The 26,711-nt window shown below is 42.6% G+C and carries 24 protein-coding genes and 1 pseudogene; 18 read left to right on the top strand and 7 right to left on the bottom strand.

The features are described from left to right. The first annotated feature begins 116 nt into the window (after positions 1 to 116). Positions 117 to 653, top strand: a complete 537-nt coding sequence (locus tag ENH88_RS17330) for a Spy/CpxP family protein refolding chaperone (RefSeq protein ID WP_304184128.1) — start codon at positions 117 to 119, stop codon at positions 651 to 653. A 399-nt stretch (positions 654 to 1,052) separates the two neighbouring features. Next, positions 1,053 to 1,308: pseudogene (locus ENH88_RS23165) on the top strand (helix-turn-helix domain-containing protein); the annotation flags it as partial. 32 nt (positions 1,309 to 1,340) lie between these two features. Here the strand turns inward: ENH88_RS23165 and ENH88_RS17340 are convergent. The 3 genes from ENH88_RS17340 to ENH88_RS17350 are packed head-to-tail and all read right to left on the bottom strand — an operon-like array spanning position 1,341 to position 3,669. Next, entirely contained in the window at positions 1,341 to 2,528 is a 1,188-nt protein-coding gene (locus ENH88_RS17340) for a vWA domain-containing protein (protein WP_304184131.1), read from the bottom strand. A 1-nt stretch (position 2,529) separates the two neighbouring features. Further along, positions 2,530 to 3,378, bottom strand: a complete 849-nt coding sequence (locus tag ENH88_RS17345) for an AAA family ATPase (protein ID WP_304184134.1) — start codon at positions 3,376 to 3,378, stop codon at positions 2,530 to 2,532. 51 nt (positions 3,379 to 3,429) lie between these two features. Continuing rightward, positions 3,430 to 3,669 (bottom strand): DUF1653 domain-containing protein, encoded by a 240-nt coding sequence (locus tag ENH88_RS17350; RefSeq protein ID WP_304184136.1) that lies wholly within the window; start codon positions 3,667 to 3,669, stop codon positions 3,430 to 3,432. A gap of 60 nt (positions 3,670 to 3,729) precedes the next feature. On the opposite strand from ENH88_RS17350, the gene ENH88_RS17355 reads away from it, so the two are divergent. The 11 genes from ENH88_RS17355 to rpoS all read left to right on the top strand — a co-directional run bounded on the left by ENH88_RS17355 (position 3,730) and on the right by rpoS (position 11,380). Then, positions 3,730 to 4,212 (top strand): DUF2947 domain-containing protein, encoded by a 483-nt coding sequence (locus ENH88_RS17355; protein ID WP_304184138.1) that lies wholly within the window; start codon positions 3,730 to 3,732, stop codon positions 4,210 to 4,212. 90 nt (positions 4,213 to 4,302) lie between these two features. Further along, entirely contained in the window at positions 4,303 to 4,932 is a 630-nt protein-coding gene (locus ENH88_RS17360; RefSeq protein ID WP_304184139.1) for a hypothetical protein, read from the top strand. 62 nt (positions 4,933 to 4,994) lie between these two features. After that, the gene (ftsB, locus tag ENH88_RS17365; RefSeq protein WP_304184141.1) at positions 4,995 to 5,285 is read left to right on the top strand and encodes a cell division protein FtsB; all 291 of its coding nucleotides are present in this window, start codon (positions 4,995 to 4,997) and stop codon (positions 5,283 to 5,285) included. Then, complete coding sequence (gene ispD, locus ENH88_RS17370) at positions 5,275 to 5,976, top strand: 2-C-methyl-D-erythritol 4-phosphate cytidylyltransferase (protein WP_304184142.1); 702 nt, start codon at positions 5,275 to 5,277, stop codon at positions 5,974 to 5,976. The genes ftsB and ispD overlap by 11 nt, the downstream gene beginning before the upstream one ends. After that, positions 5,973 to 6,455 (top strand): 2-C-methyl-D-erythritol 2,4-cyclodiphosphate synthase, encoded by a 483-nt coding sequence (gene ispF, locus ENH88_RS17375; protein WP_304184143.1) that lies wholly within the window; start codon positions 5,973 to 5,975, stop codon positions 6,453 to 6,455. The genes ispD and ispF overlap by 4 nt, the downstream gene beginning before the upstream one ends. Further along, positions 6,452 to 7,501, top strand: a complete 1,050-nt coding sequence (truD, locus tag ENH88_RS17380) for a tRNA pseudouridine(13) synthase TruD (RefSeq protein WP_304184145.1) — start codon at positions 6,452 to 6,454, stop codon at positions 7,499 to 7,501. Before ispF ends, truD begins: the two co-directional genes overlap by 4 nt. After that, positions 7,482 to 8,246 (top strand): 5'/3'-nucleotidase SurE, encoded by a 765-nt coding sequence (surE, locus tag ENH88_RS17385; RefSeq protein ID WP_304184146.1) that lies wholly within the window; start codon positions 7,482 to 7,484, stop codon positions 8,244 to 8,246. Before truD ends, surE begins: the two co-directional genes overlap by 20 nt. Then, positions 8,236 to 8,874, top strand: coding sequence for a protein-L-isoaspartate(D-aspartate) O-methyltransferase (locus tag ENH88_RS17390; protein ID WP_283711149.1), 639 nt, complete (start codon positions 8,236 to 8,238; stop codon positions 8,872 to 8,874). The genes surE and ENH88_RS17390 overlap by 11 nt, the downstream gene beginning before the upstream one ends. Positions 8,875 to 8,883: 9 nt before the next feature. Continuing rightward, the gene (locus ENH88_RS17395) at positions 8,884 to 9,462 is read left to right on the top strand and encodes a YqaA family protein (RefSeq protein ID WP_304184148.1); all 579 of its coding nucleotides are present in this window, start codon (positions 8,884 to 8,886) and stop codon (positions 9,460 to 9,462) included. A gap of 41 nt (positions 9,463 to 9,503) precedes the next feature. Next, the gene (locus ENH88_RS17400) at positions 9,504 to 10,328 is read left to right on the top strand and encodes a peptidoglycan DD-metalloendopeptidase family protein (RefSeq protein WP_304184151.1); all 825 of its coding nucleotides are present in this window, start codon (positions 9,504 to 9,506) and stop codon (positions 10,326 to 10,328) included. Positions 10,329 to 10,384: 56 nt separating this feature from the next. Beyond that, positions 10,385 to 11,380, top strand: a complete 996-nt coding sequence (rpoS, locus tag ENH88_RS17405; RefSeq protein ID WP_064665478.1) for an RNA polymerase sigma factor RpoS — start codon at positions 10,385 to 10,387, stop codon at positions 11,378 to 11,380. A gap of 79 nt (positions 11,381 to 11,459) precedes the next feature. Here rpoS and mutS read toward each other — a convergent pair whose 3' ends face one another. After that, positions 11,460 to 14,030 carry a DNA mismatch repair protein MutS gene (gene mutS, locus ENH88_RS17410; protein ID WP_304184156.1) on the bottom strand — a complete coding sequence of 857 codons (2,571 nt, stop codon included), beginning with the start codon at positions 14,028 to 14,030 and terminating at the stop codon, positions 11,460 to 11,462. Between the two features lie 21 nt (positions 14,031 to 14,051). Here mutS and ENH88_RS17415 point away from each other — a divergent pair, with 21 nt between their 5' ends. Together ENH88_RS17415 and recA are read left to right on the top strand one after the other, a co-directional pair. Next, positions 14,052 to 14,540 carry a CinA family protein gene (locus ENH88_RS17415; RefSeq protein WP_304184158.1) on the top strand — a complete coding sequence of 163 codons (489 nt, stop codon included), beginning with the start codon at positions 14,052 to 14,054 and terminating at the stop codon, positions 14,538 to 14,540. A gap of 68 nt (positions 14,541 to 14,608) precedes the next feature. Further along, complete coding sequence (gene recA / locus ENH88_RS17420; protein ID WP_304184159.1) at positions 14,609 to 15,655, top strand: recombinase RecA; 1,047 nt, start codon at positions 14,609 to 14,611, stop codon at positions 15,653 to 15,655. A 91-nt stretch (positions 15,656 to 15,746) separates the two neighbouring features. Here recA and ENH88_RS17425 read toward each other — a convergent pair whose 3' ends face one another. Together ENH88_RS17425 and ENH88_RS17430 are read right to left on the bottom strand one after the other, a co-directional pair. Continuing rightward, positions 15,747 to 17,867: a TonB-dependent siderophore receptor gene (locus ENH88_RS17425; protein WP_304184162.1), complete on the bottom strand. Its 2,121-nt coding sequence runs from the start codon at positions 17,865 to 17,867 to the stop codon at positions 15,747 to 15,749. Between the two features lie 158 nt (positions 17,868 to 18,025). Next, the gene (locus tag ENH88_RS17430) at positions 18,026 to 19,192 is read right to left on the bottom strand and encodes a DcaP family trimeric outer membrane transporter (protein WP_304184164.1); all 1,167 of its coding nucleotides are present in this window, start codon (positions 19,190 to 19,192) and stop codon (positions 18,026 to 18,028) included. 304 nt (positions 19,193 to 19,496) lie between these two features. Here ENH88_RS17430 and acs point away from each other — a divergent pair, with 304 nt between their 5' ends. Both acs and ENH88_RS17440 read left to right on the top strand, forming a co-directional pair. Next, positions 19,497 to 21,437 carry an acetate--CoA ligase gene (gene acs / locus ENH88_RS17435; protein WP_304184165.1) on the top strand — a complete coding sequence of 647 codons (1,941 nt, stop codon included), beginning with the start codon at positions 19,497 to 19,499 and terminating at the stop codon, positions 21,435 to 21,437. A 97-nt stretch (positions 21,438 to 21,534) separates the two neighbouring features. Then, entirely contained in the window at positions 21,535 to 22,188 is a 654-nt protein-coding gene (locus tag ENH88_RS17440; RefSeq protein ID WP_304184167.1) for a response regulator transcription factor, read from the top strand. A gap of 76 nt (positions 22,189 to 22,264) precedes the next feature. On the opposite strand, the gene purU is transcribed toward ENH88_RS17440, so the two are convergent. Next, positions 22,265 to 23,095: a formyltetrahydrofolate deformylase gene (gene purU, locus ENH88_RS17445; protein ID WP_304184170.1), complete on the bottom strand. Its 831-nt coding sequence runs from the start codon at positions 23,093 to 23,095 to the stop codon at positions 22,265 to 22,267. A 389-nt stretch (positions 23,096 to 23,484) separates the two neighbouring features. On the opposite strand from purU, the gene ENH88_RS17450 reads away from it, so the two are divergent. Continuing rightward, complete coding sequence (locus tag ENH88_RS17450) at positions 23,485 to 26,706, top strand: InlB B-repeat-containing protein (RefSeq protein WP_304184172.1); 3,222 nt, start codon at positions 23,485 to 23,487, stop codon at positions 26,704 to 26,706. Positions 26,707 to 26,711 lie beyond the last annotated feature (5 nt).

Below are 26,711 nucleotides of genomic sequence, written 5' to 3' on the forward strand. Positions count from 1 at the left end.
AAAGTGAACCTTTACACAACCTTTACATTGCTTTGCGTTGCTTTGCACTTGGTTAGTTATAGTGAACATAACAACTGAACAGGCAGTAAGTTCGCAACCAACCAAAGGTAATGATTATGACTATTTCAAGTAAAGTTTCTAAACTAGTATTAATTTGTGGATTAGCGACAGCAACATTAGGCACTGGCGCCGTAATTGCAAAAGAAGGCATGGCTCATAAACCTGGCCATTCTCAACAACACAAACAAGCACGCTTTTTACTCTCTGAGCGTGGCGTTAAAAAGCTTGATTTAACCGAGCAACAACAAACCCAGTTAAAAAGCATTTTTGCTGATCAAAAAGCGCAATATAAAGCGCTTCGTGGTACTGACAAAGAAGCGATGAAACAAGCTCGCGCGGCACATAAAGCACAAATGAAAGCATTATTAGATATGCCAACCTTTGATGAAGCCGCGGCAAAAGAGTTATTAGCGCAGCGCCAAAGCAAGGGCGAGCAATTTGGCTTAATCAACCTTAAAACGCAGCACCAAGTATGGCAAGTATTAAATGCCGAGCAACGTGAAAAGTATCAAGAAATTAAACAGCATATGCGTAAAAAAAGCCACAAAAAAGGTGACCACAAACGCAGCCGTGCTGAGCAAGCAGCAGGCTAAGTAATTACCAAAATTACTAAAGCGAAAAATGAAGCGCGGGAGAGCTCCCGCGCTTTTTTGTATTCACTTCTAGCCATCCATGTAGCGAGTTTACCTCGTCGCTGGCTTTCGTCACTTAAAGACTTTTTTGCACAAGGAGAAGTGAATGAGCGTAAATGAGAAGAAAAATGCCACGGGCTTCGAGCGACGAGCTTCGAATACAGCCTAGCAGCTAGTCACTTCCTAAAACCTAGGCCCTATTTTTACAATTACTTCTCTAAAAGCGCAGCGCCTTATAACCTCTTTGTGAATAAATTTTAATTGCGCGGGATAAAACCGCGCCTACGTACTGGTAGCAGGCTTTATATCACGCCATAATGCTAACTTGATAAGTCTACGTAAGTTACGTATATTTAAGCACATTCACAAGGCAAGCTAACCTTACGCACTTATGCTTGAGTGACGCAATGGGCTCGCCATTTCACCCGATGAAATAATCAATATTCGCGAAGCATTTAATATGTCGCGCGGGGTATTTGCAAACTTATTACATACATCGGCAAGAACCCTTGAAAACTGGGAGCAAGGCCGCAGCGCACCGAATGGTCAAGCTATTACTTTATTAAAGCTGGTGCAGCGCCATCCAGAAACATTGAATTATATAGCTGAATTGTAGAGTTGGCTTTTCTAGCCCCTATAATCTAGCACCTATGTTAGCTCTTTTATCGCATTACTTATGCCATCTAAACTCAGTGGATACATACGGTTATTCATTAGCTGCTTGATAAAATCAATTGATTGGTAATAACGCCAGTGTTCAACCGGTTGTGGGTTGAGCCAAGCGACTTTATCAAAGTGATTGGTGATGCGATTAAGCCATACACTACCAGGCTCTTCGTTGTAGTGTTCCACTGAGCCACCCGCATAGGCTATTTCATACGGGCCCATAGTGGCATCGCCGACAAATATGACCTTGTAGTCGCTGGTGAATTTGTTGATCAGCGTCATGGTGTCAATGACGTTTGAGTGGCGGCGTTGGTTGTCTTGCCAAACATGTTCATATAAACAGTTATGGAAGTAGTAAAATTCTAAGTGTTTAAACTCGCTGTGGGCGGCGCTAAATAGCTCTTCACAGGTGTGAATGTAGTCATCCATTGAACCGCCAATATCAAACAGCATTAATACTTTTACCGCGTTGTGGCGCTCTGGGGCCATTTTTACATCAAGCATGCCGCCTTGTTTGGCGGTAGCGCGAATGGTCTCGTTTAAATCGAGGGTGTCACTGGCGCCAGTGCGAGCAAATTTGCGCAGTTTTTTAAGCGCCAGTTTTATGGTGCGTGAGCCAATTTCGCGGTCAGAATCTAGATTACGGTATTCGCGCTTATCCCATACTTTTACCGCTTGGCGGTTGCGGTTGCCGTCTTGACCAATCCGCACGCCTTCTGGGTTGTAGCCATACGCGCCAAACGGCGATGTACCACCTGTGCCTACCCATTTATTGCCGCCGGCGTGGCGTTTTTGTTGCTCTTCTAGGCGCTGTTTGAGGGTTTTCATTAACTCATCAAGGCCGCCCATGGCTTTAAGTTGGGCTTTTTCTTCATCAGTAAGGTGTTTTTCAAACTCTTTGCGCAGCCAATCTTCGGGTAAGTTGTACTGCTGTTTTAAGCTCTCGAGTAAGTTGAGATCGGCAATGCCGCTAAAATAATCGGCAAACGCTTTATCAAAACGGTCAAAGTGGGTTTCGTCTTTAACCATAATGGTACGGGCTAAATAATAAAACCCGTCAACATCGGCAAATACCGCGCCTTTTTTTAGCGCGTTGATCAAATCAAGCAGCTCGCGCAAACTGACCGGTAAACGGTATTCACGCAGTTTGAAGAAAAACGCAACCAACATCTTAACGGCGACTCATAAAGGCAAGTTTTTCAATCAGGCTGATATCTTGCTCATTTTTTAAAAGCGCGCCAAACATTGGCATTAAACCGCCTTTTTGAGTTTTGTCATGCAGGGTTTTTGCGTCGATGTCTTCAGCCATTAGCAGTTTTAACCAATCAAGTAACTCGCTGGTGGAAGGCTTTTTCTTAATACCATTGACTTCGCGTAGATTAAAGAATACTTCCAGCGCTTGGCGTACTAAATCTTGTTTTACGTGTGGGTGGTGAACATCGATAATTTGCTGCATTTCATCACTTGATGGAAAATCAATGTAATGGAAAAAACAACGGCGTAAAAAGGCATCGGGCAGTTCTTTTTCGTTATTAGAAGTGATGATCACAATAGGGCGTTGTTTTGCGATTACACGCTTGCCGGTTTCATAAACATGAAACTCCATTTTATCGAGTTCTAATAGTAAGTCGTTCGGGAATTCGATGTCGGCTTTGTCTATTTCATCAATTAATAATACCGGGCGTTTGTTCTGTTCTTCACCATAGGTAAATGCCTGCCACAGTTTACCTTTAATAATATAGTTGCCAATGTCGTTTACGCGTTCATCGCCTAATTGGCTGTCACGCAAACGTGATACTGCATCGTATTCATACAAGCCTTGCTGGGCTTTAGTGGTCGATTTGATATGCCATTGGATAAGTGTGGTATCTAAACTTTTAGCCAGCTCCTCAGCCAGCATGGTTTTACCTGTGCCAGGCTCGCCTTTTATAAGCAGCGGCTTTTCCAGCAATATTGCCGCATTAACCGCTTGTTTTAACGCTGAACTTGCGATGTAGTTATCAGTAGAATTAAATTGCACGTAAATACCTATCTGGTCTGAGCAGTAAACAATATGGCTATCATGCCATAGTTAATCGGCTTCACCAAGGTATGCAAAGCGAGCAATAATTTGGCCGTCTTTTTCTATCGTTTCGCTAAACATACTCAATGGGCGTGCCCAAATGCCAAACTCACCATACAAGGCTTGGTAAATAACTAATTGTTCGTCGGTTTCACTGTGAGTGGCGACGTACAGAACTTTGTACTTTGGGCCTTTGTAGTGTTGGTATATGCCTGATTTGAGGGTATGTGGTTTTATTGCTGTAGTCATGTTTTGATCTCTTGTATAATTTGTCTTTGCACTTTTAATGCTAACTAATTTGCCAATACTATGAACTATATTTCGTTAGATGATTACAAAAAAGCCTGGGTTTTTCGTCATCAAGATGCGCCAGTAACAGAACAAGACCTTGCCTTAATTAAACCTATGAGCCATGAGCGTGCCGCTGTTTTATGGAGCACTATGGTGAGCCGTGAACATGACCATCCTGATTTTTTTGAAAAAACAGACTGGTGTGGCAACGAAGACAATTTCTCGCAAACAATTGCGTGGGAAGCAGCCTGGGAAGAGGGCGCAGAGCAATTGCCCGCAGAGATTTTAGCTCACCTTGATTGGCAAGCAAATACCACCATCTATTTTTGTATCGCCCGCGATAATATTATCGAAACCAGTTTTGATGTGTTCAAACGCAATTGGCAGAACTTTATGTTTTTAGCCGATGGTAGTCTATTGCTTGGTAAAAAGCGTAACGAAGTAGTGCAGTTTTTAGCAACTGGCGATGCAAAATTAGGCGTAAAGGCAGACGTTAAATAGTTTGAACTTGAGTTAGGTAAAGAGCAGAGCTTAAAAAGCAGTCAATACTGTGCTATAAAACAAGCAACTAGATGTTTTTGAGTACAATCGTTGGCTGCAAGCGACCCCTTTCAACAAGTCGATATTTGGCAATCTGATGCGCAGCGTGTGCTATACACACAGCTGTGTAATGCCTTTTATGCGCGAGAAATTGCTTTGTTAGTCGCTGAACCTAATGAGCAACGCCTGCGTAAACGATTAAAAAGCCTTCCTTTTTATATTGAACGTGCGGCAGCCGCGGTGGTTAATGGTCAGGTTCCTTTTCAGTTAGATCCCCATAATGGCAGTTGGCTTGATAAGCAAAAGTTGCAGCCGCCTAACGAAAAAAGTAATGATGATTTTTACCAAACACATAAAAAAGTGGGTTTAATTGTGCCGCTTTTACTCAATCGCGCAAATCAAACCCGTGTTGCAATAGACAGCATCGACCAAGTAAGCGACAATAAACTTCATTGTAATGAACATGGTTGGTTTGATGACCAAGGTCAGCCGCTTGAAGGGCAATCTGTGGTGTTATTAAAACCTACAAAAGCAACAATGGCCGCCGCATGCTGTGGCCATCAGTGGTCTTTTGCTAAACGCACGACACCGCGAACGTTATCACTGAGAGAAATGCTGCTAGCAGGCAATATCAATTGGCGCAATTTAAAACGTCCCCATGTTCGAGTTAAAAAAATATAATACCAGTCGCCTTAAGCGCATTATAAATTTGTACTGGTAGAGTAAAAATCAAGGAGTGTTTAATGCGACTGTTTCAACTCACGCTGCTGTGTTTAGCGTTATTTGTACAATACCGATTATGGTTTGGCCACAACGGTGTACAAGATTATAGTCGTTTACAAGCCGCTGTTACTGCTCATCAAGAAACCAACGCTCAACTACTTAAGCGAAATAAAGTACTTAAAGCTGACATTGAAGATTTAAAGCTTGGTCAAGAAGGGGTGGAAGAGCGTGCCCGTAATGAATTAGGGATGATCAAACCCGGCGAAACATTTATTCGTGTTTTACCTGGGCAACAATTAAATGAAAACTAATTATACCCTTGCCGTTATAGTCCCAGCCGCTGGTGTGGGAAGTCGGATGCAACACTCGGCCCCTAAGCAATACATACGTTTGGCAGGCAAAACCATTCTTGAGCATACGCTGGTTAAATTAGCGCAACTTAAACAAGCAGCCAGTATTATAGTGGTGATCAGTGATGAAGACCCATACTTTGACTCTCTGGAATTTATTGATCAGCGTATTGTCCGTGCCAGCGGCGGCAAAGAACGCGCAGACTCAGTACTGAATGGTTTATTAGTCCTTGCAGATAACCCGCCTGATTGGGTGTTAGTGCATGATGCGGCAAGGCCGTTAGTGACACTTGCAGATATTGAGCGCTTACTAACTGAATGTATTAGCGCAGATGAAGGTGGCATTTTAGCCAGTAAAGTGAAAGATACCATTAAGCGTGGCACCACACATAGTGAGCAAACCGTACCACGAGATGACTTATGGCAAGCGTTGACTCCGCAATTATTTAAGTATCAGGAGTTAACGCAGGCACTACAAACTGCGCTCGCTCAGCAGGTAACAATTACTGATGAAGCCTCGGCAATTGAGTGGGCAAAGAAGCCCGTTCGGCTGGTGGCGGGGCGCAGCGATAATATTAAAATAACCACCCCAGAAGATTTAGATTTAGCCAACTTTTTACTCCAAAAACAACACAGTGAGAATGCATCATGATTCGAATCGGCCATGGCTTCGATGTCCATAAATTTGCTGGCGAAGGCCCGTTAACTATTTGTGGTGAAAAGATTGCTTACCCACAAGGCTTTTTAGCGCACTCAGATGGTGATGTTGCTATTCATGCATTATGCGATGCTATTTTAGGTGCATTGGCGATGGGCGATATTGGCAAACACTTCCCTGATACCGCCAGTGAGTATGAGAATATAGACAGCCGTATTTTATTACGCCATGTGGTTGATTTAGCAAAACAGCAAGGCTATGTACTGGGCAATGCCGATGTCACGATAGTGGCACAAGCGCCAAAGATGCTACCGCACATTCAAGCTATGCGTACTAATTTAGCCGCTGATTTAAATGCTGAGATTAGCCAAGTAAACGTAAAAGCCACCACCACGGAAAAGCTCGGTTTTGAAGGCCGTAAAGAAGGTATTTCAAGTCATGCCGTAGTGCTCATGAGCAAGCAATCACTATGAGCGAGCTAAATTATTTATACGGTGCGCCATTATCTAAAGCTGATTTTAAAACCACCGCTGAAGATTTTATGGTTGATGAAGACTTAGGCATAGAATTTACTGGTAGTGGTGAACATGTTTGTTTGCAGGTGGTAAAAAAAGGCGAAAACACCCAATACGTTGCTAAGTTACTTGCTCAAAAAGCCGGTATTTCGCCACGTGACGTAAGTTACGCCGGTATGAAAGATCGCCACGGTGTATGTAGCCAATGGTTTAGTGTGCCAGTACCAATTAAAAAAGACATTGATTTTACTGAGCTTAACAGTGAATCACTGTTTATCATTGCTCAGCAACGCCATAATCGTAAGCTACGTACGGGTTGCCATAAAGGTAATAAATTTACCATTACGCTACGCAATGTCACCCAGCCGTTAGATATCCTTTGTAGAATTAATGCCGTACGTGCCGGTGTACCAAACTATTTTGGTGAACAACGCTTTGGTCATGATGGGCACAACCTTGAAATGGCCAAGCGAATGTTTGCCGGTGAGCGCATTCGTGACAAAAAACTGCGCGGTTTAATTATCTCTGCGGCACGCTCTTACGTGTTTAATCAAATCGTGAACTTACGTGTTGCTGAGCACGGCTTGGCGAAAACCATGCACCGTGAAGTGTTTATGCTCAGTGGTAGTAATGCTTTTTTTGAAGATGCCATTAGCGATGAAAATATCGCACGACTTGCCTCTGGCGACATTATGATGTCAGCACCTTTGGTCGGCAAAAGTGAAAAAGGCCTCACCGCACAAGAAAAAATATGGCTAGAGCCGTATCAAGATTGGTGTGAAGGGCTTGGTGAGTTAGGACTTAAAAATGAACGTAGAATGCTGCGTTTGATACCACAAGATTTAACCGTTGCAACGATTGACGAAACCACCATTAAATTAAGTTTTGGCCTTCCTAAAGGCACCTTTGCCACGGCATTATTACGTGAGCTGGTGGACTACACAGATGCAAGCCCCCGAGTACATAAAAAACAGGACGCTGAAAATGAAAATTCTGCTAAGTAATGACGATGGCGTAAATGCAAAAGGCATTGCGGTGCTGTACCAAGCGCTGACGCAAATTGCTGAGGTTACCTTAGTGGCGCCTGATCGCAATTGCAGCGGTGCAAGCAACTCATTAACCTTAATGAATCCACTGCGGGCCACCACGCTTGATAACGGCTTTATTTCGGTCAATGGCACACCAACCGATTGCGTACATTTGGGTGTGAATGAATTACTGACTGAAAAGCCCGACTTGGTGGTTGCGGGTATTAATCACGGCGCCAATTTAGGGGATGATACTTTGTACTCAGGTACCGTCGCAGCTGCAACCGAAGGCCGTCATTTAGGCTTGCCCGCAGTGGCCGTATCTTTGTGTTCAAAAGAAGGCAATCATTTTGAAACGGCAGCAGCGGTGACTGTAAGCATAATTAAAGAGCTGGCTTCTCATCCACTGCCAAAAGATCAAATCATTAATATCAATGTGCCAGATATTCCATTAGCTGAGCTAAAAGGCGTGCAAGTTACCCGTTTAGGTGCGCGCCATAAAGCCGAAACCATGACAAAACAACAAGATCCATGGGGCCGTGATATTTATTGGTACGGTGTTTTGGGCGCTGAAAGCGATGCCGGTGAGGGCACTGACTTTTATGCTATCAATAATGGCTATGCCTCGGTTACACCATTAAGTGTTGATATGACGGCGAAAGACAGTTTGATAGCGGTAGGAAATTGGCTGAAAACAATGGAGATCAACGGTGCTGGCTAATTATACTCGCAGCGCTCGTGCGCTGGCTGAATTATTACAGCGTGAGGGGGTTGAAGATAGTGTGGTGCTCAGTGCTATTGCTGATATTCCACGGCATTTGTTTATTGATGATGTGCTTAAACACAAAGCATATCAAAATACAGCATTGCCAATCGGCCAAGGGCAAACAATCTCACAGCCATATATTGTTGCGCGAATGACGGAGCTGTTACGTTTAGCGGGAGTACGTGAAAAAGTGCTCGAAATTGGCACAGGTTCAGGTTACCAAACCGCGATACTGGCTAAAACCTTTACAAAAGTATTTTCGGTGGAACGCATTAAAGCGTTACAATGGCAAGCTAAGCGCCGTTTACATAACCTCGATCTTTATAACGTGTCCATGAAACATGGCGATGGTTGGCAAGGTTGGCAATCGCAAGCGCCATTTGATGGCATTATTGTCACTGCTGCAGCATCGCAGGTACCGCAAGCATTACTTGACCAACTCAGTGATGGTGGGGTGATGATTGCACCAATAGGTAATGAAGATCAACAACTGGTTATGGTTGTGCGCGAAGGCGAAAAATTTACTCAACATGTTATTGCGCCAGTTAGGTTTGTGCCTTTAGTGCCTGGCGATATTGAATAGGAAGTCACTTTGAAATTGTTTACCAAGTTGTATGATATGGCATTAGTGTGGGCAAAGCATCGCCACGCCGAGCGTTATTTAGCAGGGATGAGTTTTGCTGAATCAGTTATTTTTCCTATTCCACCGGATGTCATGCTCGCGCCTATGTCGCTTGCACAACCTAGCAAAGCATGGCGTTATGCAACATTTGCTACTGTTGCTTCTGTACTTGGTGGTGTGTTTGGTTATTTATTAGGGTTTTGGTTATTTGAGCCTGTAGTCGAGCCATTAATTGCGCAAATGGGCTGGCAAGAAAAGTTTAATACCGCCTTAAATTGGTTTAAAGATTATGGCGTATGGGTGGTGTTTTTAGCTGGTTTTTCGCCAATACCTTATAAAGTGTTTACCATAGGTGCAGGGCTTTTACACATGGCGTTTTTACCTTTTTTATTAGCATCTGCTGTTGGCCGTGGCGCGCGTTTCTTTTTAGTCTCAGCACTAATGAAATGGGGTGGAGTAAAAATGGAGCAAAAATTACGTCAATATGTTGAAGCACTTGGCTGGGGATTAGTGATTTTAGTGGTGGTTGCATACTTTTTACTACGTTAAGCATTAAAAACCACAGTTATTAATACAAGGAGCAAAACACCATGAATAAGCGGTACATTTTCTATGTTACTTTATTTACAAGTGTTTTGCTCAGTGCTTGCTCTTCTCGTCAAGCTCCTGCTCCAGTCAGTAGTTTAAATACCAGCGTTAAACCTTATACTAGTAGAGTTAATATTAATGGCGACCGCTACACGGTTAAAAAAGGCGATACGTTATACTCGATAGCCTTTAGCGCTCAGCAAGATTTCCGCACGCTGGCAAAAAATAATGATATACCAGCCCCTTATATTATCCGCCCAGGGCAAACAATCTCTTTTAAAAACGTACCTAAAAAAATTAAAAAGCACAAAAAATATACGAAACCGAGTAAAAAGTCTACAAATGAAACACAAAAAAATAACAAAAAATTAAAGAAAGATCTTGATCAGCCAAAACAACGAGAGTATGTTCAAAAACAAGCTAATAGAAAAGTTAGTAATACTAATAGTTTGCCCTCCACGAAAGTTCAGTGGTCGTGGCCAGCTAAAGGAACAGTAACGCAGCGGTTTTCAAGCAAAGAAAATGGCTATAAAGGGTTACAAATTACTAATAAAAAAGGTGTCGCTGTTTTTGCCGCAGCACAAGGGACAGTTGTTTATGCGGGTAATGCACTTAGGGGATACGGTAATTTAATTATTTTGAAACATAATGATGATTACCTTAGTGCTTATGCACATAACTCTAAGTTGTTAGTTAAAGAAAAACAGGATGTGAAAGCTGGGCAAAAAATTGCAGAGATTGGCAGTTCAGATTCTGACGTAACGGCATTGCGTTTTGAGATCCGTTATCGAGGACAAGCTGTTAATCCCGAGAAGTATTTGCCTTAGCTATCGGGTATTGATCACAGTGATATAAGATCACTTATTTGCTTGAGGGTACGCTCATGGGTAACACAGCAAAAATAGAGAAAACGAAAAACGCGGTTGATGATAAATTTGATGATATAGCGGTAGAAGATGCTGCTTCTGAATTATTAGATGACGTCGATAAAGATGATGATAAAGAAGATGAAATATTTGCCAAAGAGGAAATCACTAAGAATTTAGATGCGACTCAACTATATCTAGGTGAGATTGGTTTTTCACCGCTGTTGAGCGCCGAAGAAGAAGTGTTTTTTGCCCGCAAAGCGTTAAAAGGCTGTAGTGCCTCCCGCAAACGCATGATTGAAAGTAACCTCCGTTTAGTTGTAAAAATCGCCCGCCGTTATAATAATCGTGGCCTTGCGTTACTTGATTTAATTGAAGAAGGTAACCTTGGCTTGATCCGCGCGGTTGAAAAATTTGACCCTGAACGTGGTTTTAGATTTTCTACTTATGCGACTTGGTGGATCCGTCAAACCATTGAACGTGCCATCATGAATCAAACTCGCACAATTCGTTTACCAATCCATGTTGTAAAAGAGCTAAATGTTTATTTACGCACCGCACGTGAACTAACCCAAAAGCTCGATCATGAACCGACAGCAGAAGAAATTGCAGCCTCTTTAGATAGACCCGTTGAAGACGTTACTAAAATGCTGCGTTTAAATGAAAAAATCACCTCTGTAGATACGCCCATTGGCGGCGAAAATGACAAAGCATTGCTAGATATCATCGCCGATGAAAAAGGTTTTGGCCCGGAAGGTGAAGTCCAAAACAATGATATTAATAAGCATATTGTTGACTGGTTAGGTGAGCTTAATCCTAAGCAACGTGAAGTGCTTGCTCGTCGTTTTGGTTTATTAGGCTATGAGCCATCAACGCTTGAAGATGTTGGCCGTGAAATTGGTTTAACCCGTGAGCGAGTAAGACAAATTCAAGTAGAGGCACTACGCCGCTTAAAAGATATTTTACAACATGAAGGGTTAAGCACTGATAGCTTGTTTGATCAGTTCTCATAACACACAAAAATAGACACACATTATAGCCAAATTTGAGTAGCTGAAGAGATAATCTCTTCAGCTATTTTTTTGCTCAAATTTAAAGTAATGCTTTTAATTTATAAAGTAAGTCTTGGGCTTGACGCGGGCTTAAGTCATCTACATCAATCTCAGCGAGTTGTGCTTCTACCTGTGATGGTTCAGCTGCAAATAATGAGGGCTGTACTGCATTAATATCGGCAGTAACTGGCTGATGATTTTCGAGCATTTTAAGCTTTTGCTTAGCTTGTTTGATCACGGCTTTTGGTACCCCAGCTAGGGCGGCTACTTGCAAACCAAAGCTTTTGCTTGCAGCGCCATCAAGTACCGTATGCATAAAGGCAATGGTGTCGTTATGCTCTATTGCATCTAAATGAACATTCACCAGTCCAGCTTGTTGCTCGGCAAGTTCGGTTAATTCAAAATAATGGGTGGCAAACAAGGTTTTTGCCGATATTTTTGATGCTAAATGATCCGCAGTTGCATAAGCCAGTGATAGACCATCGTAAGTACTGGTGCCACGGCCAATTTCATCCATTAGCACGAGTGACTGCGCGGTAGCATTGTTTAAAATAGTGGCGGTTTCAGTCATCTCGACCATAAAAGTTGAACGCCCTGATGCTAAGTCATCGCTGGCGCCAATGCGGGTAAATATACGGTCGATATTACCAATCTTAGCGCTGTCTGCTGGCACAAAGCTACCAATGTGCGCCATTAACACAATAAGTGCTGTTTGGCGCATATAGGTTGATTTACCACCCATATTTGGCCCTGTGATGATCAGCATTTTACGCTGTGCATTAAGCTCTACAGGGTTGGCGATAAATGGGTCTTTCATGACTTGTTCAACCACTGGGTGGCGGCCTTGCTTGATGCTGATATCGTCACTATCACAAAGTTCAGGTTTAGCATAATTAAGCGCAATCGCACGCTCAGCTAAGTTATTTAGCACATCTAAATCTGCCAATGCGGCTGCCATCATTTGTAGCTGCTCAATGTGTGGAGCAATAAACTCAAACAGTTGTTCGTATAGCTGTTTTTCAAGCGCCAGTGCTTTTGATTGGCTGCCTAGTACTTTGTCTTCGTGCTCTTTAAGCTCAGGAATTATATAACGTTCATTATTCTTAAGCGTTTGGCGACGAATATAATCAGCGGGCACTAAATGTGCATTGGCACGACTTACTTCAATAAAAAAGCCATGCACGCGGTTATAACCGATTTTAAGGGTGCTAATACCGGTGCGTTCACGCTCGCGCTGTTCGAGTTGTTCAAGAATGTCGGTAGCGCCTTGACTGAGTGAACGCCACTCATCGAGTTCACTGTTGTAACCTGGGGCAATTACACCGCCATCACGAATAAGTACCGGTGGGTTTTCAATCACGGCTTGTTCGAGTAATTGCTGTAACTCAGGTAATTCAGGAGATTGCGCAACGATTTGACTAATACGTGGATCGCTGGCATCGGTTAATAATTGGTGTAATGGTGCAAGGGCTTGCAGTGCACTGCGCAAACGGGTTAAATCGCGCGGACGAGCGGTCCACAAGGCTAAACGAGCAATAACTCGTTCTATATCACCTATTTGTTTTAATGACTCATGTAGCTCACCACACAGCTGTACGTCGATAATGGCACTAATGGCATTGAGGCGAGCATTAAGTTCAGGTTTAGAACGTATTGGCGTATGAATACGACGCTTTAATAGCCGTGATCCCATCGCTGTTGCTGTTTTATCAAGTACTTGTGCTAAGGTGTTTTCAAAACCACCAGAAAGATTGACTGTCAGCTCTAAGTTTTTACGGGTGGCGGCATCTAAGATCACCGCATGTTCGTTATGCTCTAAAGTGATGGCGCGAATATGGGGAAGGGCAATACGTTGCGTGTCTTTCACATATTGCATAAGGCAACCGGCGGCAACTAATGCAGCAGTTGCTTTATCAACCCCAAAACCGACTAAATCTTTAGTACCAAACTGCTCGCATAACAAATGTTGGGCGGTGTCTAAATCAAACTCCCACTCAGGGCGACGACGAATACCTTTAATATGCTCAATTAAATGAAAATTGCTAAAGTCTTCGCTATAAAGTAATTCTGCCGGTGCTAAGCGTTGTAAGGTTGAACTGAATGCTTCTTCAGTATTTACTTCAACAATATTAAAACGGCCTGAGTTAATATCTAAGTAGGCAACCCCAAATACACCTTTTTTACTTTGCCAAACGCTGGTCAGTAAATTATCTTGGCGCTCTTGTAATAATGCTTCATCAGAAATAGTCCCTGGGGTAACAATACGTACCACTTTACGTTCAACAGGCCCTTTACTGGTCGCAGGGTCGCCTATTTGCTCACATATGGCTACTGATTCACCCATTTGTACTAAGCGGGCTAAATAGTTTTCTACCGCATGATAGGGGACGCCTGCCATCGGAATAGGATCGCCGCCGGCTTTACCACGGTGAGTTTGTGAAATATCAAGCAGTTGCGCAGCGCGCTTAGCATCATCAAAAAATAGCTCGTAAAAGTCACCCATGCGATAAAACATTAAAATATCACGATGCTCAGATTTTATTTTTAGATACTGCTGCATCATTGGCGTTTGTTGACTTATAGTGTGTGGTGCATAAAGATCGAACGACATGTATTTACCCAAAGGCTGAATATGGAATTACATCAAGAGATTAAAACACTTGCTGCACAATTAGGGGCTATTTTAACGGATAAACGCTTATGGATCACTAGTGCTGAATCATGTACTGGTGGAGGAGTCAGTTATGCGCTAACAGATACCCCAGGTAGCTCGGCGTATATTGACCGTGCATTCGTCACTTACAGTAATCAAGCAAAGCAGGATTTACTGGGTGTTGCAGAGCAAACCTTAGCTTTATATGGCGCAGTGAGCGAGCAAACAGTGTTGCAAATGGCGGCCGGTGCTTGCAAGGCCGCTGGGGCTGATATTTCGGTTGCGGTATCGGGTATTGCAGGCCCTGGTGGTGGCAGTGCAGAAAAACCAGTGGGTTTAGTATGGTTTTGTGTTCAAATTGGCGATAAACAGTATCCGAGTCAACAACTATTTGCTGGTGATAGAGCGCAAGTTAGGCTGCAAGCCATTGTTTATTCTTTAAAAACTATTATAGAAAAGATAAATTGATAAAATTAGCTTGATACTGTGATTTCATACAGTATACTTGTCTGCATTAGCTGGATTTGGAGAGTAAAATGAACGATAACAAACAAAAAGCATTGGACGCTGCTTTATCTCAAATTGAACGTCAATTTGGTAAAGGCTCAATTATGAAATTGGGTGACAACAAAGCGTTAGATATTGACGCTATATCAACGGGCTCTCTGGGCATTGATATCGCATTAGGCATAGGTGGTTTACCTATGGGACGTATTGTTGAGATATATGGCCCTGAATCATCAGGTAAAACCACGCTAACATTACAAGTTATTGCTGAAGCACAAAAAGAAGGTAAAACCTGCGCATTCGTTGATGCTGAGCACGCACTTGATCCAATTTACGCTCAAAAATTAGGCGTGAACATTGATGAATTATTAGTTTCCCAACCAGATACCGGTGAGCAAGCGCTAGAGATCTGCGACATGTTAGTACGCTCAAGCGCGGTTGACGTGGTTGTGGTCGACTCGGTTGCTGCATTAACACCAAAAGCCGAAATTGAAGGCGACATGGGCGATTCGCACATGGGTCTACAAGCACGTTTAATGTCACAAGCATTACGTAAGCTAACCGGTAATATCAAACGTTCTAACACTTTATGTATTTTCATTAACCAAATCCGTATGAAAATTGGTGTTATGTTTGGTAACCCTGAAACCACTACCGGCGGTAACGCACTTAAATTCTACGCGTCAGTACGTTTAGATATTCGTCGTATCGGCTCTGTTAAAGAGGGCGATGAAGTGGTGGGTAACGAAACCCGCGTTAAAGTAGTGAAAAACAAAGTTGCTCCACCGTTTAAACAAGCTGAATTTATTATCATGTACGGTGAAGGTATCTCTAAACATGGTGAGTTAATTGATTTAGGCGTTAAGCATAAGTTGGTTGAAAAAGCAGGTGCTTGGTACAGCTACAATGGTAATAAAGTTGGTCAAGGTAAGTCTAACTCAATCAAGTTCTTAAAAGAGAACCCTGAGATTTCAAATGAGATTGAAGGTAAGTTACGTGACATGTTGTTATTAAAAGCGACAATCAAGCCTGACGATGTTGAAGATGCTTTACTAGCAGATGATGCTGAGCTTTAAAGGTATTGAATAAGCGCGATTTGACCCGAGCTTAATCGTAAAAAAGCCGCTAAATTATTTAGCGGCTTTTTTGTGTTTATAGTTTGCTAGCTTATAGCTGCCAATTTACTGAGACTGCATAGTTACGTGGTGCACCGTAGTAACCTTGCTCCCAATACAGACTATGGATGTATTTTTCATTAGTGACGTTATTAACATTGAAAGACACGCCGATATTATCGGTAATATCGTAAGTCGCCATCAGGTTTAAGATACCGAATGCATCTTGTTTGGTAACAGGTATAACACCCAGCGCTGTAATTGGCTGAATACGTTTCGTGTCATCTTGCCAGCGGTAATTTAAGCCAAACGTTAGCCCTTCAATTTCAGGCACTTTATGAGTAACAGCAAGTTTATACTGATTTTTTGGGGTATAATTTTTAACTAGCTCATCACCGTCGATATTGATGTTGCTATAACTGAAACTAGTACTGAGAGTGTCAGTTATTTTACCGCTAAGCTCCACTTCAAAACCATCACTGTTAATGCCGTCTGCGCCATAGTAACGGGTGTCATCAGGTGCGGAGCCTGGAATTGCAACCGCAAGACCAACTTGCTTGGCATCAAAGTACGCAAGGGTAACAAACAGATCACTATCTAGTAATTGTGCTTTTACGCCTATTTCACTGCTTTTACCTGTGATTGGATCGAGGTAATCTCCATTGATCTCTCGCTCTGTCTGCGGCACAAATGTTTCTGTGTAGCTGGCATACGCTGCTAGATTGTCGTTAATATCGTACACAGTGCCAAAATAAGGAATGGTTTTATCCGCTTTTTTATCTTTGGCAACACCATACGACATACCTTTAGACTGCCAGTTAACTTGACTAACACCGGCCAAAAAGCTGAGTGAGTCGGTAGCACGAATACGCGTAGAAATATAAGCAGAACGTTGTCTGTTCGTAACATCTCCACCGGTTAAGCCATCCGCAAGCGTTGCCACTGGCGCTACGCCATCCCAGCCACCAAGCTCTGGCATGGGAGGATAACCATTGCCCGTGGTGTTGTCATACAGTGACTTATCATAATTATCCATATCAGCTTGGTTTACCCCAAACGACAGGTCATGTTCCATACCGAACAAATTAAATTTACCCGCAGCGTATAAATCAAAAATATCGTGCGTATCTTTATGGTCATACTCACTGGCATAACCCGTTAAGCCAAGGCCGGTTTCACGATCTGGAGTACCATAAACATAGAATAACTCAGAATCTTGCTCATTCACTAAATGCGCGTAATTTGCTTTTAAAAACCAGGTATTTGTGATGCTTTGTTCAACTGAGATAAAAACTTGTTCAGTCGAGTTATTCCAGTATGACCAATCAGATGCTGTGCTTGTCGACACATCAAAATTTGTTGCGCTGCCATCGCTATAATAAAGTGGTAATGCTCCCCAAAGTGGGCTGTCGGCATCTTTTTGTTGATTGACATAATTTACCGATAAAGTCGTACTGTCGGTAAGCTGGCCTTCATAGGCAAGGTAGTAAATAGTTTTATCTTGCTCGTAGCGATCTAAGTATGAGTCTGTTTTTTGCTTAGTAAACGCAACACGAACAGCCTGATTTTCAGTTAACGCCGTTGCAGCGTCGAGTTCCAAGCGTTTGTTATTCCATGAGCCATAAGAGGCAGAAGCACTAACTTTAGTTTGATATGTTGGCTTTTTTAGCACCATGTTAACGGTTGCAGAAGGGTTACCAGCGCCTGTCATTAAACCATTTGCGCCGCGAACAACTTCTACGCTTTCAAAAATAGAAGTATCAAGGGTACCTTGAATCGAGCCGTTATCTTGTGGGGTGCCCATGCCGTTTACTTGGAAGTTAGTAATTTCAAAACCACGGGCTTTAAAATAGGTGCGATCTGTTTCTATTTGTTCAACGGTGACACCGGGGGTTGTTTCTAAAACTGCATTGATATCATCGAGAGAAAAATCGTCCATTAAGGCGCGCGATATAACCGAGATCGATTGCGGCGTTTCTTTAATGGTTAAACCCAATTTTGTTGCTGACTGAGCATCTTCCGTAATGTAGTTTTTATGGTGTTGTCCATACACAGCTATCTTTTCAAGGGGGTCATTGTTGTTATTTTCTTCAGTTGCGTGAGCAACACCACCTAAAGCGAGCGAGGTAAACACTGCTAATTTAGATAAACGTAAAAACTGCGGGGCAGACATGTGACATTCCATAAAGTTCAAAAGAAGCACGTAATTTAATCTAAATGACAATGATTTGCAATTCTGTGTTGTGTTTTAGTTAATAAAAAGTGTGATTGGTGGGCAATAAAAAAAGCGGCCAAAGCCGCTTAAGGAAGTAATATAATTTTATTTTTAACTTAGAATGCGTACTTCACTGAGAACTGTAAGCGTTCCATATCGCCATCTACGCCACTTTCTAGTTCACGCTCTGCATGTTTAAACTCAGCACCAAAGGTTAAGCGTTTAACCGGTGAGTATAGAATGTTTGCGCTATAGCTTTGACTAGACTCGGTCGGATCACCTGAAATTGAAAGTAAGTCTGTGTTGTTATCGGCTGAGAAAAACGAGTATAAAAAGGTCGAACGCCATTTGCTGTTCCATTTATGTTGATAAGCGATAAAACCAGACGTTGAATCAATCGCATCTAAATCATTACCGTTAAGTACCGCACCATGTGCTACATTAACGCCAACATAGCGACCTAAACCTTTACCTTGGGTAAGCATAAATTTAAGGTTGTCTTCACCAAACTTCACCATACCCGATGCACTGATACCAAATGAGGTTTCATCGGCATCAACACCGCCAACCTTGTACGTTAATTGGCGAGCAAGTGCAGCAACGACAAAGTTACCCCAATCTGCTTTGTGCGTGTAGCGTGCAGTAAAATCAGGCAATGAAGCATCATCGGTTACTGCCATTCCACCACCTGGTGTAGTAATTGTGCTTTCTGGATTTTCTAAAGAGAAAGACCATGCGCCCGTAGTGTATTTAATTTGAGATTGACGCACAAATACAGTGCCTTCTGCTGGGCCTATAAAATCAAGAGCCTCTGGTAATGCACCTACGTTTTGAAAGTTTGACCATGTTTGACCAAATAACCAGCCGTCATAGGAAATAAAGGCATGGCGAATACGCGGAGAATATGAATTAGAAACACGTTCGTTACCACCTGGCGCCGAGGCTAAAAAATCGAGCTCTATATGTGTTTTAACGGTTTTACCGTTATCTAATAATGTCGCAGTGCCAAAGTTAAAGCGAGATTCACGTGCGTGCATATCAAATACTGCATCTGAGTTGTCATCGTTACCAACAGGGGTTGTGCTTGGAACATAAAAGTCACGGCCAACGCTTGTACCAGCAGGCGCACCCGCTGAATAATCACTCCACATTGCGTCGAGTTTTACATAACCGCCATAAGTAACATCAGTGCCACCAATGGTTGCTGCCTGAGCTGTGGCTGTCAGTGCGCACAGTACGGCAGTGGCGGTAAGTGTTTTTAATGCTATTGCTTTAGTTGTCATAGTCAAAGTCCTATTCTGGGCTACTTGTTGCATTATTGTAATTATGTTGTGATACCACTTTTGATTAAGTATGCTCTTTACTCAATTACCTATTGGTCTATTAGACTAAGGTGGCAGGTTGCTTTGTAACGCAACCAAATCATTAACACCTTGTATTAATAGTGCAAAAACTTAATATTTGAAAGTATGTTTGGGTACATAGAAATAAATCAAAGATAATACAACTAAGGTCTAATACTTTCGTTCGCTATGCTGAGTGATCCTTAAGATAGGCCTTAGGCAAGTAATTAAAATGGAGACGAGTATGTCACAAAGTATCTATCCAGTTCCTGCACAGATCAAGAATGCAGCCTTAGTTGATAACGATAAATATAATACACTTTACAAGCAATCTATTGATGACCCTGAAGGTTTTTGGGCAGAGCACGGTAAACGTCTCGATTGGTCAACACCTTTCACGAAAGTGAAAAACACCTCTTTTGATAAAGGCCATATCAGTATTAAATGGTATGAAGATGGCGAACTTAATGCTTCCTATAACTGTATTGACCGCCACCTTGCGACTAAAGCAGATAAAACCGCTTTAATTTGGGAAGGTGACGATCCATCGCAAAGTGAACATATTTCTTATCAACAACTGCATGACGAAGTGGCAAAATTTGCCAACGGTTTGAAAAAACTCGGTGTGAAAAAAGGCGATCGTATCGCGATTTACATGCCCATGTCACCGCAAGCTGTTTATGCAATGCAAGCATGTGCGCGTTTAGGCGCCATTCACTCTGTGGTTTTTGGTGGTTTTTCACCATCAGCGATTGCAGATCGGATTAAAGATTCAGGCGCTAAAATTGTCATTACTTCTGACGAAGGCCGCCGTGCAGGTAATACTGTGCCGCTAAAAGCCAATGTTGATGAAGCCGTAGCGCAACAGTCGGTCACTACCATCGAACACGTTGTTGTACATCAGTTAACGGGTGGCGACGTACAATGGCATGAACATGATGTATGGTGGCATGATTTAGTTGCTGATCAAGCCGCAGAGTGTGCACCAGAGCCGATGAATGCAGAAGATCCACTCTTTATTCTTTACACTTCAGGTTCAACAGGTCAGCCTAAAGGGGTGGTGCATACCACCGGTGGTTATTTAGTATATGCATCGATGACTCACGAATATGTGTTTGATCTAAAAGAAGATGATATCTTTTGGTGTAGCGCCGATGTGGGCTGGATCACAGGTCACAGCTATATAGCATACGGCCCATTAGTTAATGGCTGTACGCAAGTCTTATTTGAAGGTGTACCAACGTATCCAACCGCAGGGCGTATGGGTGAAGTGGTTGATAAGCACAAGGTGACTATTCTATATACAGCACCAACGGCAATTCGTGCACTGATGGCCAAAGGCGATGAGCCAACAGCAACTTCAAACCGCGATAGCCTACGTATTTTGGGCTCGGTGGGTGAGCCAATCAATCCAGAAGCGTGGACTTGGTATTACGAAAGCATTGGTAAGAGTAACTGCCCAATTGTCGATACTTGGTGGCAAACCGAAACCGGTGGCATCATGATCACGCCTTTACCTGGCGCGACGGATATGAAACCAGGTTCCGCAACACGGCCATTCTTTGGTATTGCGCCCGCACTATTTGATGCAGAAGGTAACACTTTGGAAGGCGCAGTTGATGGGAATTTAGTTATTCTTGATAGCTGGCCATCACAAGCTCGTACTGTTTACGGCGATCATGAACGTTTTGAACAAACTTATTTCTCAGCTTATCCGGGTGTGTACTTCACGGGTGACGGTTGTCGCCGTGATGAAGATGGTTACTACTGGATCACCGGCCGTGTTGATGACGTGCTAAACGTATCAGGACATCGCTTAGGTACTGCCGAAATTGAAAGTGCATTGGTTGCTCACCCTGCGGTTGCCGAAGCCGCTGTAGTAGGTTACCCGCACGATATTAAAGGCCAAGGTATTTATGTTTACCTTACGCCAAACGAAGGTGTAACGGTCAGTGACGAATTAACCAAAGAAGTACGTAACTGGGTTCGTAAAGAGCTTAGCCCAATTGCTTCGCCAGATATGATCCAATGGTCACCCGGTTTACCGAAAACTCGCTCAGGTAAGATCATGCGCCGTATTTTACGTAAGATCGCTGCAAATGAGCACGAGCAACTAGGTGATACCTCAACACTTGCAGACCCAGGTGTGGTTGATGAATTAATCGAGAACCGATTAAATCGTTAAATATGCGTTAAAAACTTGATTAGAAGTTGATTCTAAACGTAGTATATCGGCTGTCAGCTATTCGATAGATGGCAGCCGAATTCATTAGGAGTGAACCATGAGTCAGTTTTTAATAGCGGATGACCACCCGTTATTTCGCGAAGCACTAAAAGGGGCATTAACTGCAAAGTTTGACGACTTAGAAGTTTTCGAATCAGAAAATTTTGCAACAACATTGCAGGTGTTAAGTGAACAAGAAGATTTAGATATCTTATTACTAGACCTACATATGCCAGGTAGTGGCGATTTATATGGCCTAATTCGCATTCGTGAAGATTACCCAAGTTTACCGATTGCCGTTGTCTCTGGCAGTGAAGATATCAATATTGTTTCAAAAGTAATGAGCTATGGGGCGATGGGATTCATTCCTAAATCTTCATCATCAGATGATATTGCCGGAGCAATTAATCAAATACTCGATGGCGATGTATGGCTACCACCCGAGCTTAAAGACAAAGTAGCGAGCGTTACCAACGAAGATAAAGAAATCGCCGCTCAAGTTGCCTCACTCACGCCACAGCAATATAAAGTGCTGCAGTACTTGCACGAAGGTTTGTTGAATAAACAGATCGCCTATGAACTACATATTTCAGAAGCAACGATCAAAGCGCACATCACCGCGATATTCCGTAAGCTTGGCGTGTATAACCGCACGCAAGCGGTGTTAATCGCTGCAAAATTACAACTCGAACCCATCGAGCAAACACACTAAGTACAGTATAAAAGTAGTCAATAATAATAAAAATAAAGAGGCGTTGCGCCTCTTCATTCTACTCTATTTCTAAAGCTTAGCTAAATACGACGGTTCGGTTACCATTAATAAATAGCTTATGTTCTGATGCTAATTGCAGTGCTTTACAAAACACGGTTTTCTCTACATCTTTGCCCATTTTAGCCATCATTTCCGCGGTATTCGCATGGTTTACATGGGTGACGTCTTGCATAATAATCGGCCCTTCATCAAGCTCATTATTAACAAAGTGCGCCGTTGCACCAATGATCTTTACACCCCGTTCAAATGCCTGGTGATATGGCTTAGCACCGATAAATGCTGGCAAAAAAGAATGATGAATATTGATAATTTTACCGTCAAAGCGGCCTACAAATTCAGGGCTTAAAATCCGCATATATTTGGCAAGGCCAATGATATCGGGATTGTAGCTGGCAATTAAGTCACCCACTTGCAGGTCGTGTTCAGCGCGTGATAGCCCTTCATGGCTTACCACATGAAACGGCACCTCAAAGCCCTTCGCCAATGGCGCTAAGTCAGGGTAATTAGCGATCACAGCCAGTACTTCAATATTCAGTGCTTGCTCAAATTGTTTTAGTAATACGCCGCCTAAGCAGTGGGCTTCTTTAGTCGCTAATAACACCACTTTAGTTTTCTCGTCAGTGTGCAGTGCTAATTGCGCGCCATCGGGCAGTAAAGCCTGTAATTGATTTAAAAAATCAGCATGTGGTTGGCCGGTTAATTCAGTGCGCATAAAAAAGCGCTTAGCATCTTTATCTACAAATTCATTATTGCGGGTAATATTTAAATTATGCTGATGACAAAGTCCGGTGATTTTCGCTATTAAGCCTACGGCATCCGCACATTGCGTGGTTAGTATCGTGTTCATTTTTCCTCATTCTAATCCCGTGAACAGTGGCTCCATTATTTGTTAATTTGTCACTATTGCAAGGGCTTTATCAAGTAATTGATTATTACTCATGGTTATTATCCGATGCGGGGTAAATCTTAAGAGCGCGGGATGCGTTAAATTAACCCCGTAGCAGACTTTAAGTCGCGTTGATTTCACTTCCGATAAAAATATTTAATTGTTTTGAGTGAATTTCAAACAAAATACATGTGTGTAAATTTCATTGCTCACAGGTTAGTGTTATGTTGTTAATTTGCTTTTATAATTGAATTATTAAACACGGCGTTTTTATTATCACCTTAATGTTTACGCTGTTAGTCACTAACAAAAATTAATGTAATTACCTATTAAGTCTTCAAGGAACTGACATGAAAAATAGTGCGTTATTTGTATTGTGTGCTTTGCTTACCGCCTGTGGTGGTAGTGATGACAATAAAACAACAAATCAAACAACCATACAAAGTTACACTATAACTACCAATGTTGAAGGTGAAGGGCAGCTACAACCTACAAGCCTTGTTTTAAAGCAGGGGGAGAGTGGCACATTTGAACTACAGCCTGAACAAGGGTACCAAGTTGCCAGCGTTGAAGGGTGTAACGGTACATATAGCAACAATATCTACACTATTGAAAATGCAGCACAATCATGCCAAGTAACCGCGAAATTTGAAGCAAGAGCAATTAATGTCACATTTAAGAGCGATGAGTATATTTCACTTTATGCAGATCAAAATGATTACGTTTATGGGGATTCTGTAGTAATTAACTATGAATTAAGCTCAGGTTATTTATTAAATGAAATAACAGGTTGTAACGGTGCATTGAATGACGAGCTGTATAAAGTTGATGCGCTCACAACTGACTGCCAAATAACAGCAACTACCTTGCCAACAAGTCAATTATTTAGTGGTGAAGATGAAGCACAAGTCAATGTAACCGTTTTAGATGGTAAAGGAAGTATTCTATCGTCAAGTAAAGGGGTTATTGAACCATCTAACCCTAAATTACCAGCCTTGAATAGCTCACTTGAGTTTGAACGTGATTTACTTGCCGTTGATATTGCAACCGAAGCAGGGCAAACCATCGAGCTGCAAATAGCCTATGAAAACTCCTTACCTACACAATTTACCTATCAAAAATTAATAGATCAGCAATGGCAAGCATTAGACCAAGAAAACGTAGCAGTAAGTGAGGACAGATTAACACTTACATTAACTTTAACCGATGGTGGGGCCGGCGATAGTGATGGCGTAATAAATGGTGTTATTAAAGATCCTGGCGGCCCAGCTGTAGTAAAAATGCACACTGTCACTATAAACCAGTCAGCCGGAGGAGCTATAACGCCAGAGAGTCTAGCAGTGGCTCATGGTGATACGGCATTATTTACTATTTCAACTGATGCAGGTTATACCCTTGAAAGTGTAACAGGGTGTAACGGCAATTTAAATGGAACCAGTTATCAAACGGCAGCAATTACACAAAACTGTGAAATATCAGCAGAGTACTCACTTACGTCATTTTTAGTTACAGCTCAAGCGGGCGAAGGCGGGCAAATATCGCCACTTGAACAGCTGGCTTCTTATGGAGATACTCTAAGATTTACCGTTACAGCAGATGATGATCAAAATATCGAGTCAGTCCAAGGCTGTAATGGTTCACTAGCAGGAAATATATATACCACAGGTGTTATAACAGGTGAATGTGAGGTGCGCGCAACATTTGACCCTCAAATAGTACTCGTGACTGCACAGGCAGGTATGGGGGGCAGTATTTCGCCCATGAGCCAAGAACTTAATATTGGGCAGCAAGCAAGCCTAATAGTGACACCAAATGAAGGTTACAGTATTGCCAATGTTACTGGCTGTAGTGGCAGCTTGAATGGCAACACTTATACTACAAGTGCAGTAACGGCAAATTGCCAAGTACAAGCTAGTTTTAGTATTGATAGCTACACACTAAGCGCGAGTGCGGGCGAGGGTGGTACGGTTAACCCCGCCACGCAAAACGTAAACCATGGCAGTAGCGCTCAAATTACAATTACACCAAACGAAGGTTACAGCATTGACGGGGTTACAGGCTGTAGCGGCAGCTTAAATGGCAACACTTACACCACAAGTGCAGTAACGGCAAATTGCCAAGTACAAGCCAGTTTTAGCATTAATAGTTATACAGTAAGCTCCAGTGCAGGTGAAGGTGGAGCAGTTAGCCCTGCCACACAAAGCGTAAATCATGGTAGCAGTGCGCAAATTACAATTACACCAAAAGAAGGTTACAGCATTGACGCGGTAACAGGGTGTAGCGGCAGTTTAAATGGAAACACTTACACCACAGGTGCTGTGACGGCAAATTGCCAAGTGCAAGCTAGTTTTAGTATTAATAGCTACACAGTAAGCGCCAGTGCTGGTGAAGGTGGTGCAGTTACTCCTACAGCACAAAGTGTTAATTATGGCAGTAGCGCGCAAGTTAGTGTAACAACTGACGAAGGCTATATGATAGAACGCGTATATGGCTGTGAAGGGGGATTGGTTGAAAGCGTTTTCACTACAGGATTAATTACTTCGCAATGTACAGTAACTGCTGAGTTTAAAATTATACCTAAAGCTCCCACAATTTCTGCACAAGCTTCAGTACAGAGTATTACTGTCAGCTGGGATAGCTTAGACAATATTGCAGGGTATACCCTTTATTATGCAACAAGTGAAGCTATAACGCCGGATAACTACAACGACTTCGGTGGGGTTAAAGTAGAGTTTGATACATCAACTACTACGCATGAACTTACCAACTTACAAAGTAATACAACGTACTACATTATAATGACAAGCCACATAACAGGCACTGAGTCAGATGTGAGCAATAAATTAGCCATCACAACACAAATAAATATTACCATGCCATTGAATGACACCGGCATAACGTGGTGTGCTGATGACAGTAACAACAACCTTGACTGTCCAGTTACCGGTTACGAGGGGCAAGACGCCGAGCACGGCCGTGATGCAAAAGCCAAAGCGGGCACACTTAAAAAAGTCGGTGGTGGTAATGCTGGGTTTGACTTAACTAAGTTGGATGTCAATGGCAATGACTTACCAGAATCTGCAACAACATGGTCGTGCGTGCGCGATAATCACACAGGGCTAATATGGGAAGTAAAAACCGATGACGGCGGCCTGCATGATAAAAACGACCGTTATAATTGGTATAACCCTAATAGCAACAGCAATGGCGGAAGCCCTGGCTACCAAGATTACGGTGGCGATATTTGCTACGGTTATGATGTCAATAACGAAGCTAGTTACTGCAATACCTTCGCGTATGTTGAGCGAGTGAACATACAAAGTTTATGTGGTGCCAGCGATTGGCGTATGCCAACACGATTAGAGCTAATGGGCATTGTGGACAATGGCACTAAAAATCCAGCGATTGACACGCAGTACTTCCCGCAAACTCGGTCAAGTTTGTTTTGGTCGTCGTCGCCCTATGCCGAAATAATCTATGGCGCATGGAGCGTCGATTTCGGCCATGGTATTGTTCGCTACGTCTTTAAGGACGACGGTTTCCATGTGCGGTTGGTGCGAGCCAGACCCTAAAAAAA

It is taken from the genome of Pseudoalteromonas prydzensis, from assembly GCF_011050055.1.
Lineage (GTDB): Bacteria > Pseudomonadota > Gammaproteobacteria > Enterobacterales > Alteromonadaceae > Pseudoalteromonas > Pseudoalteromonas prydzensis_A.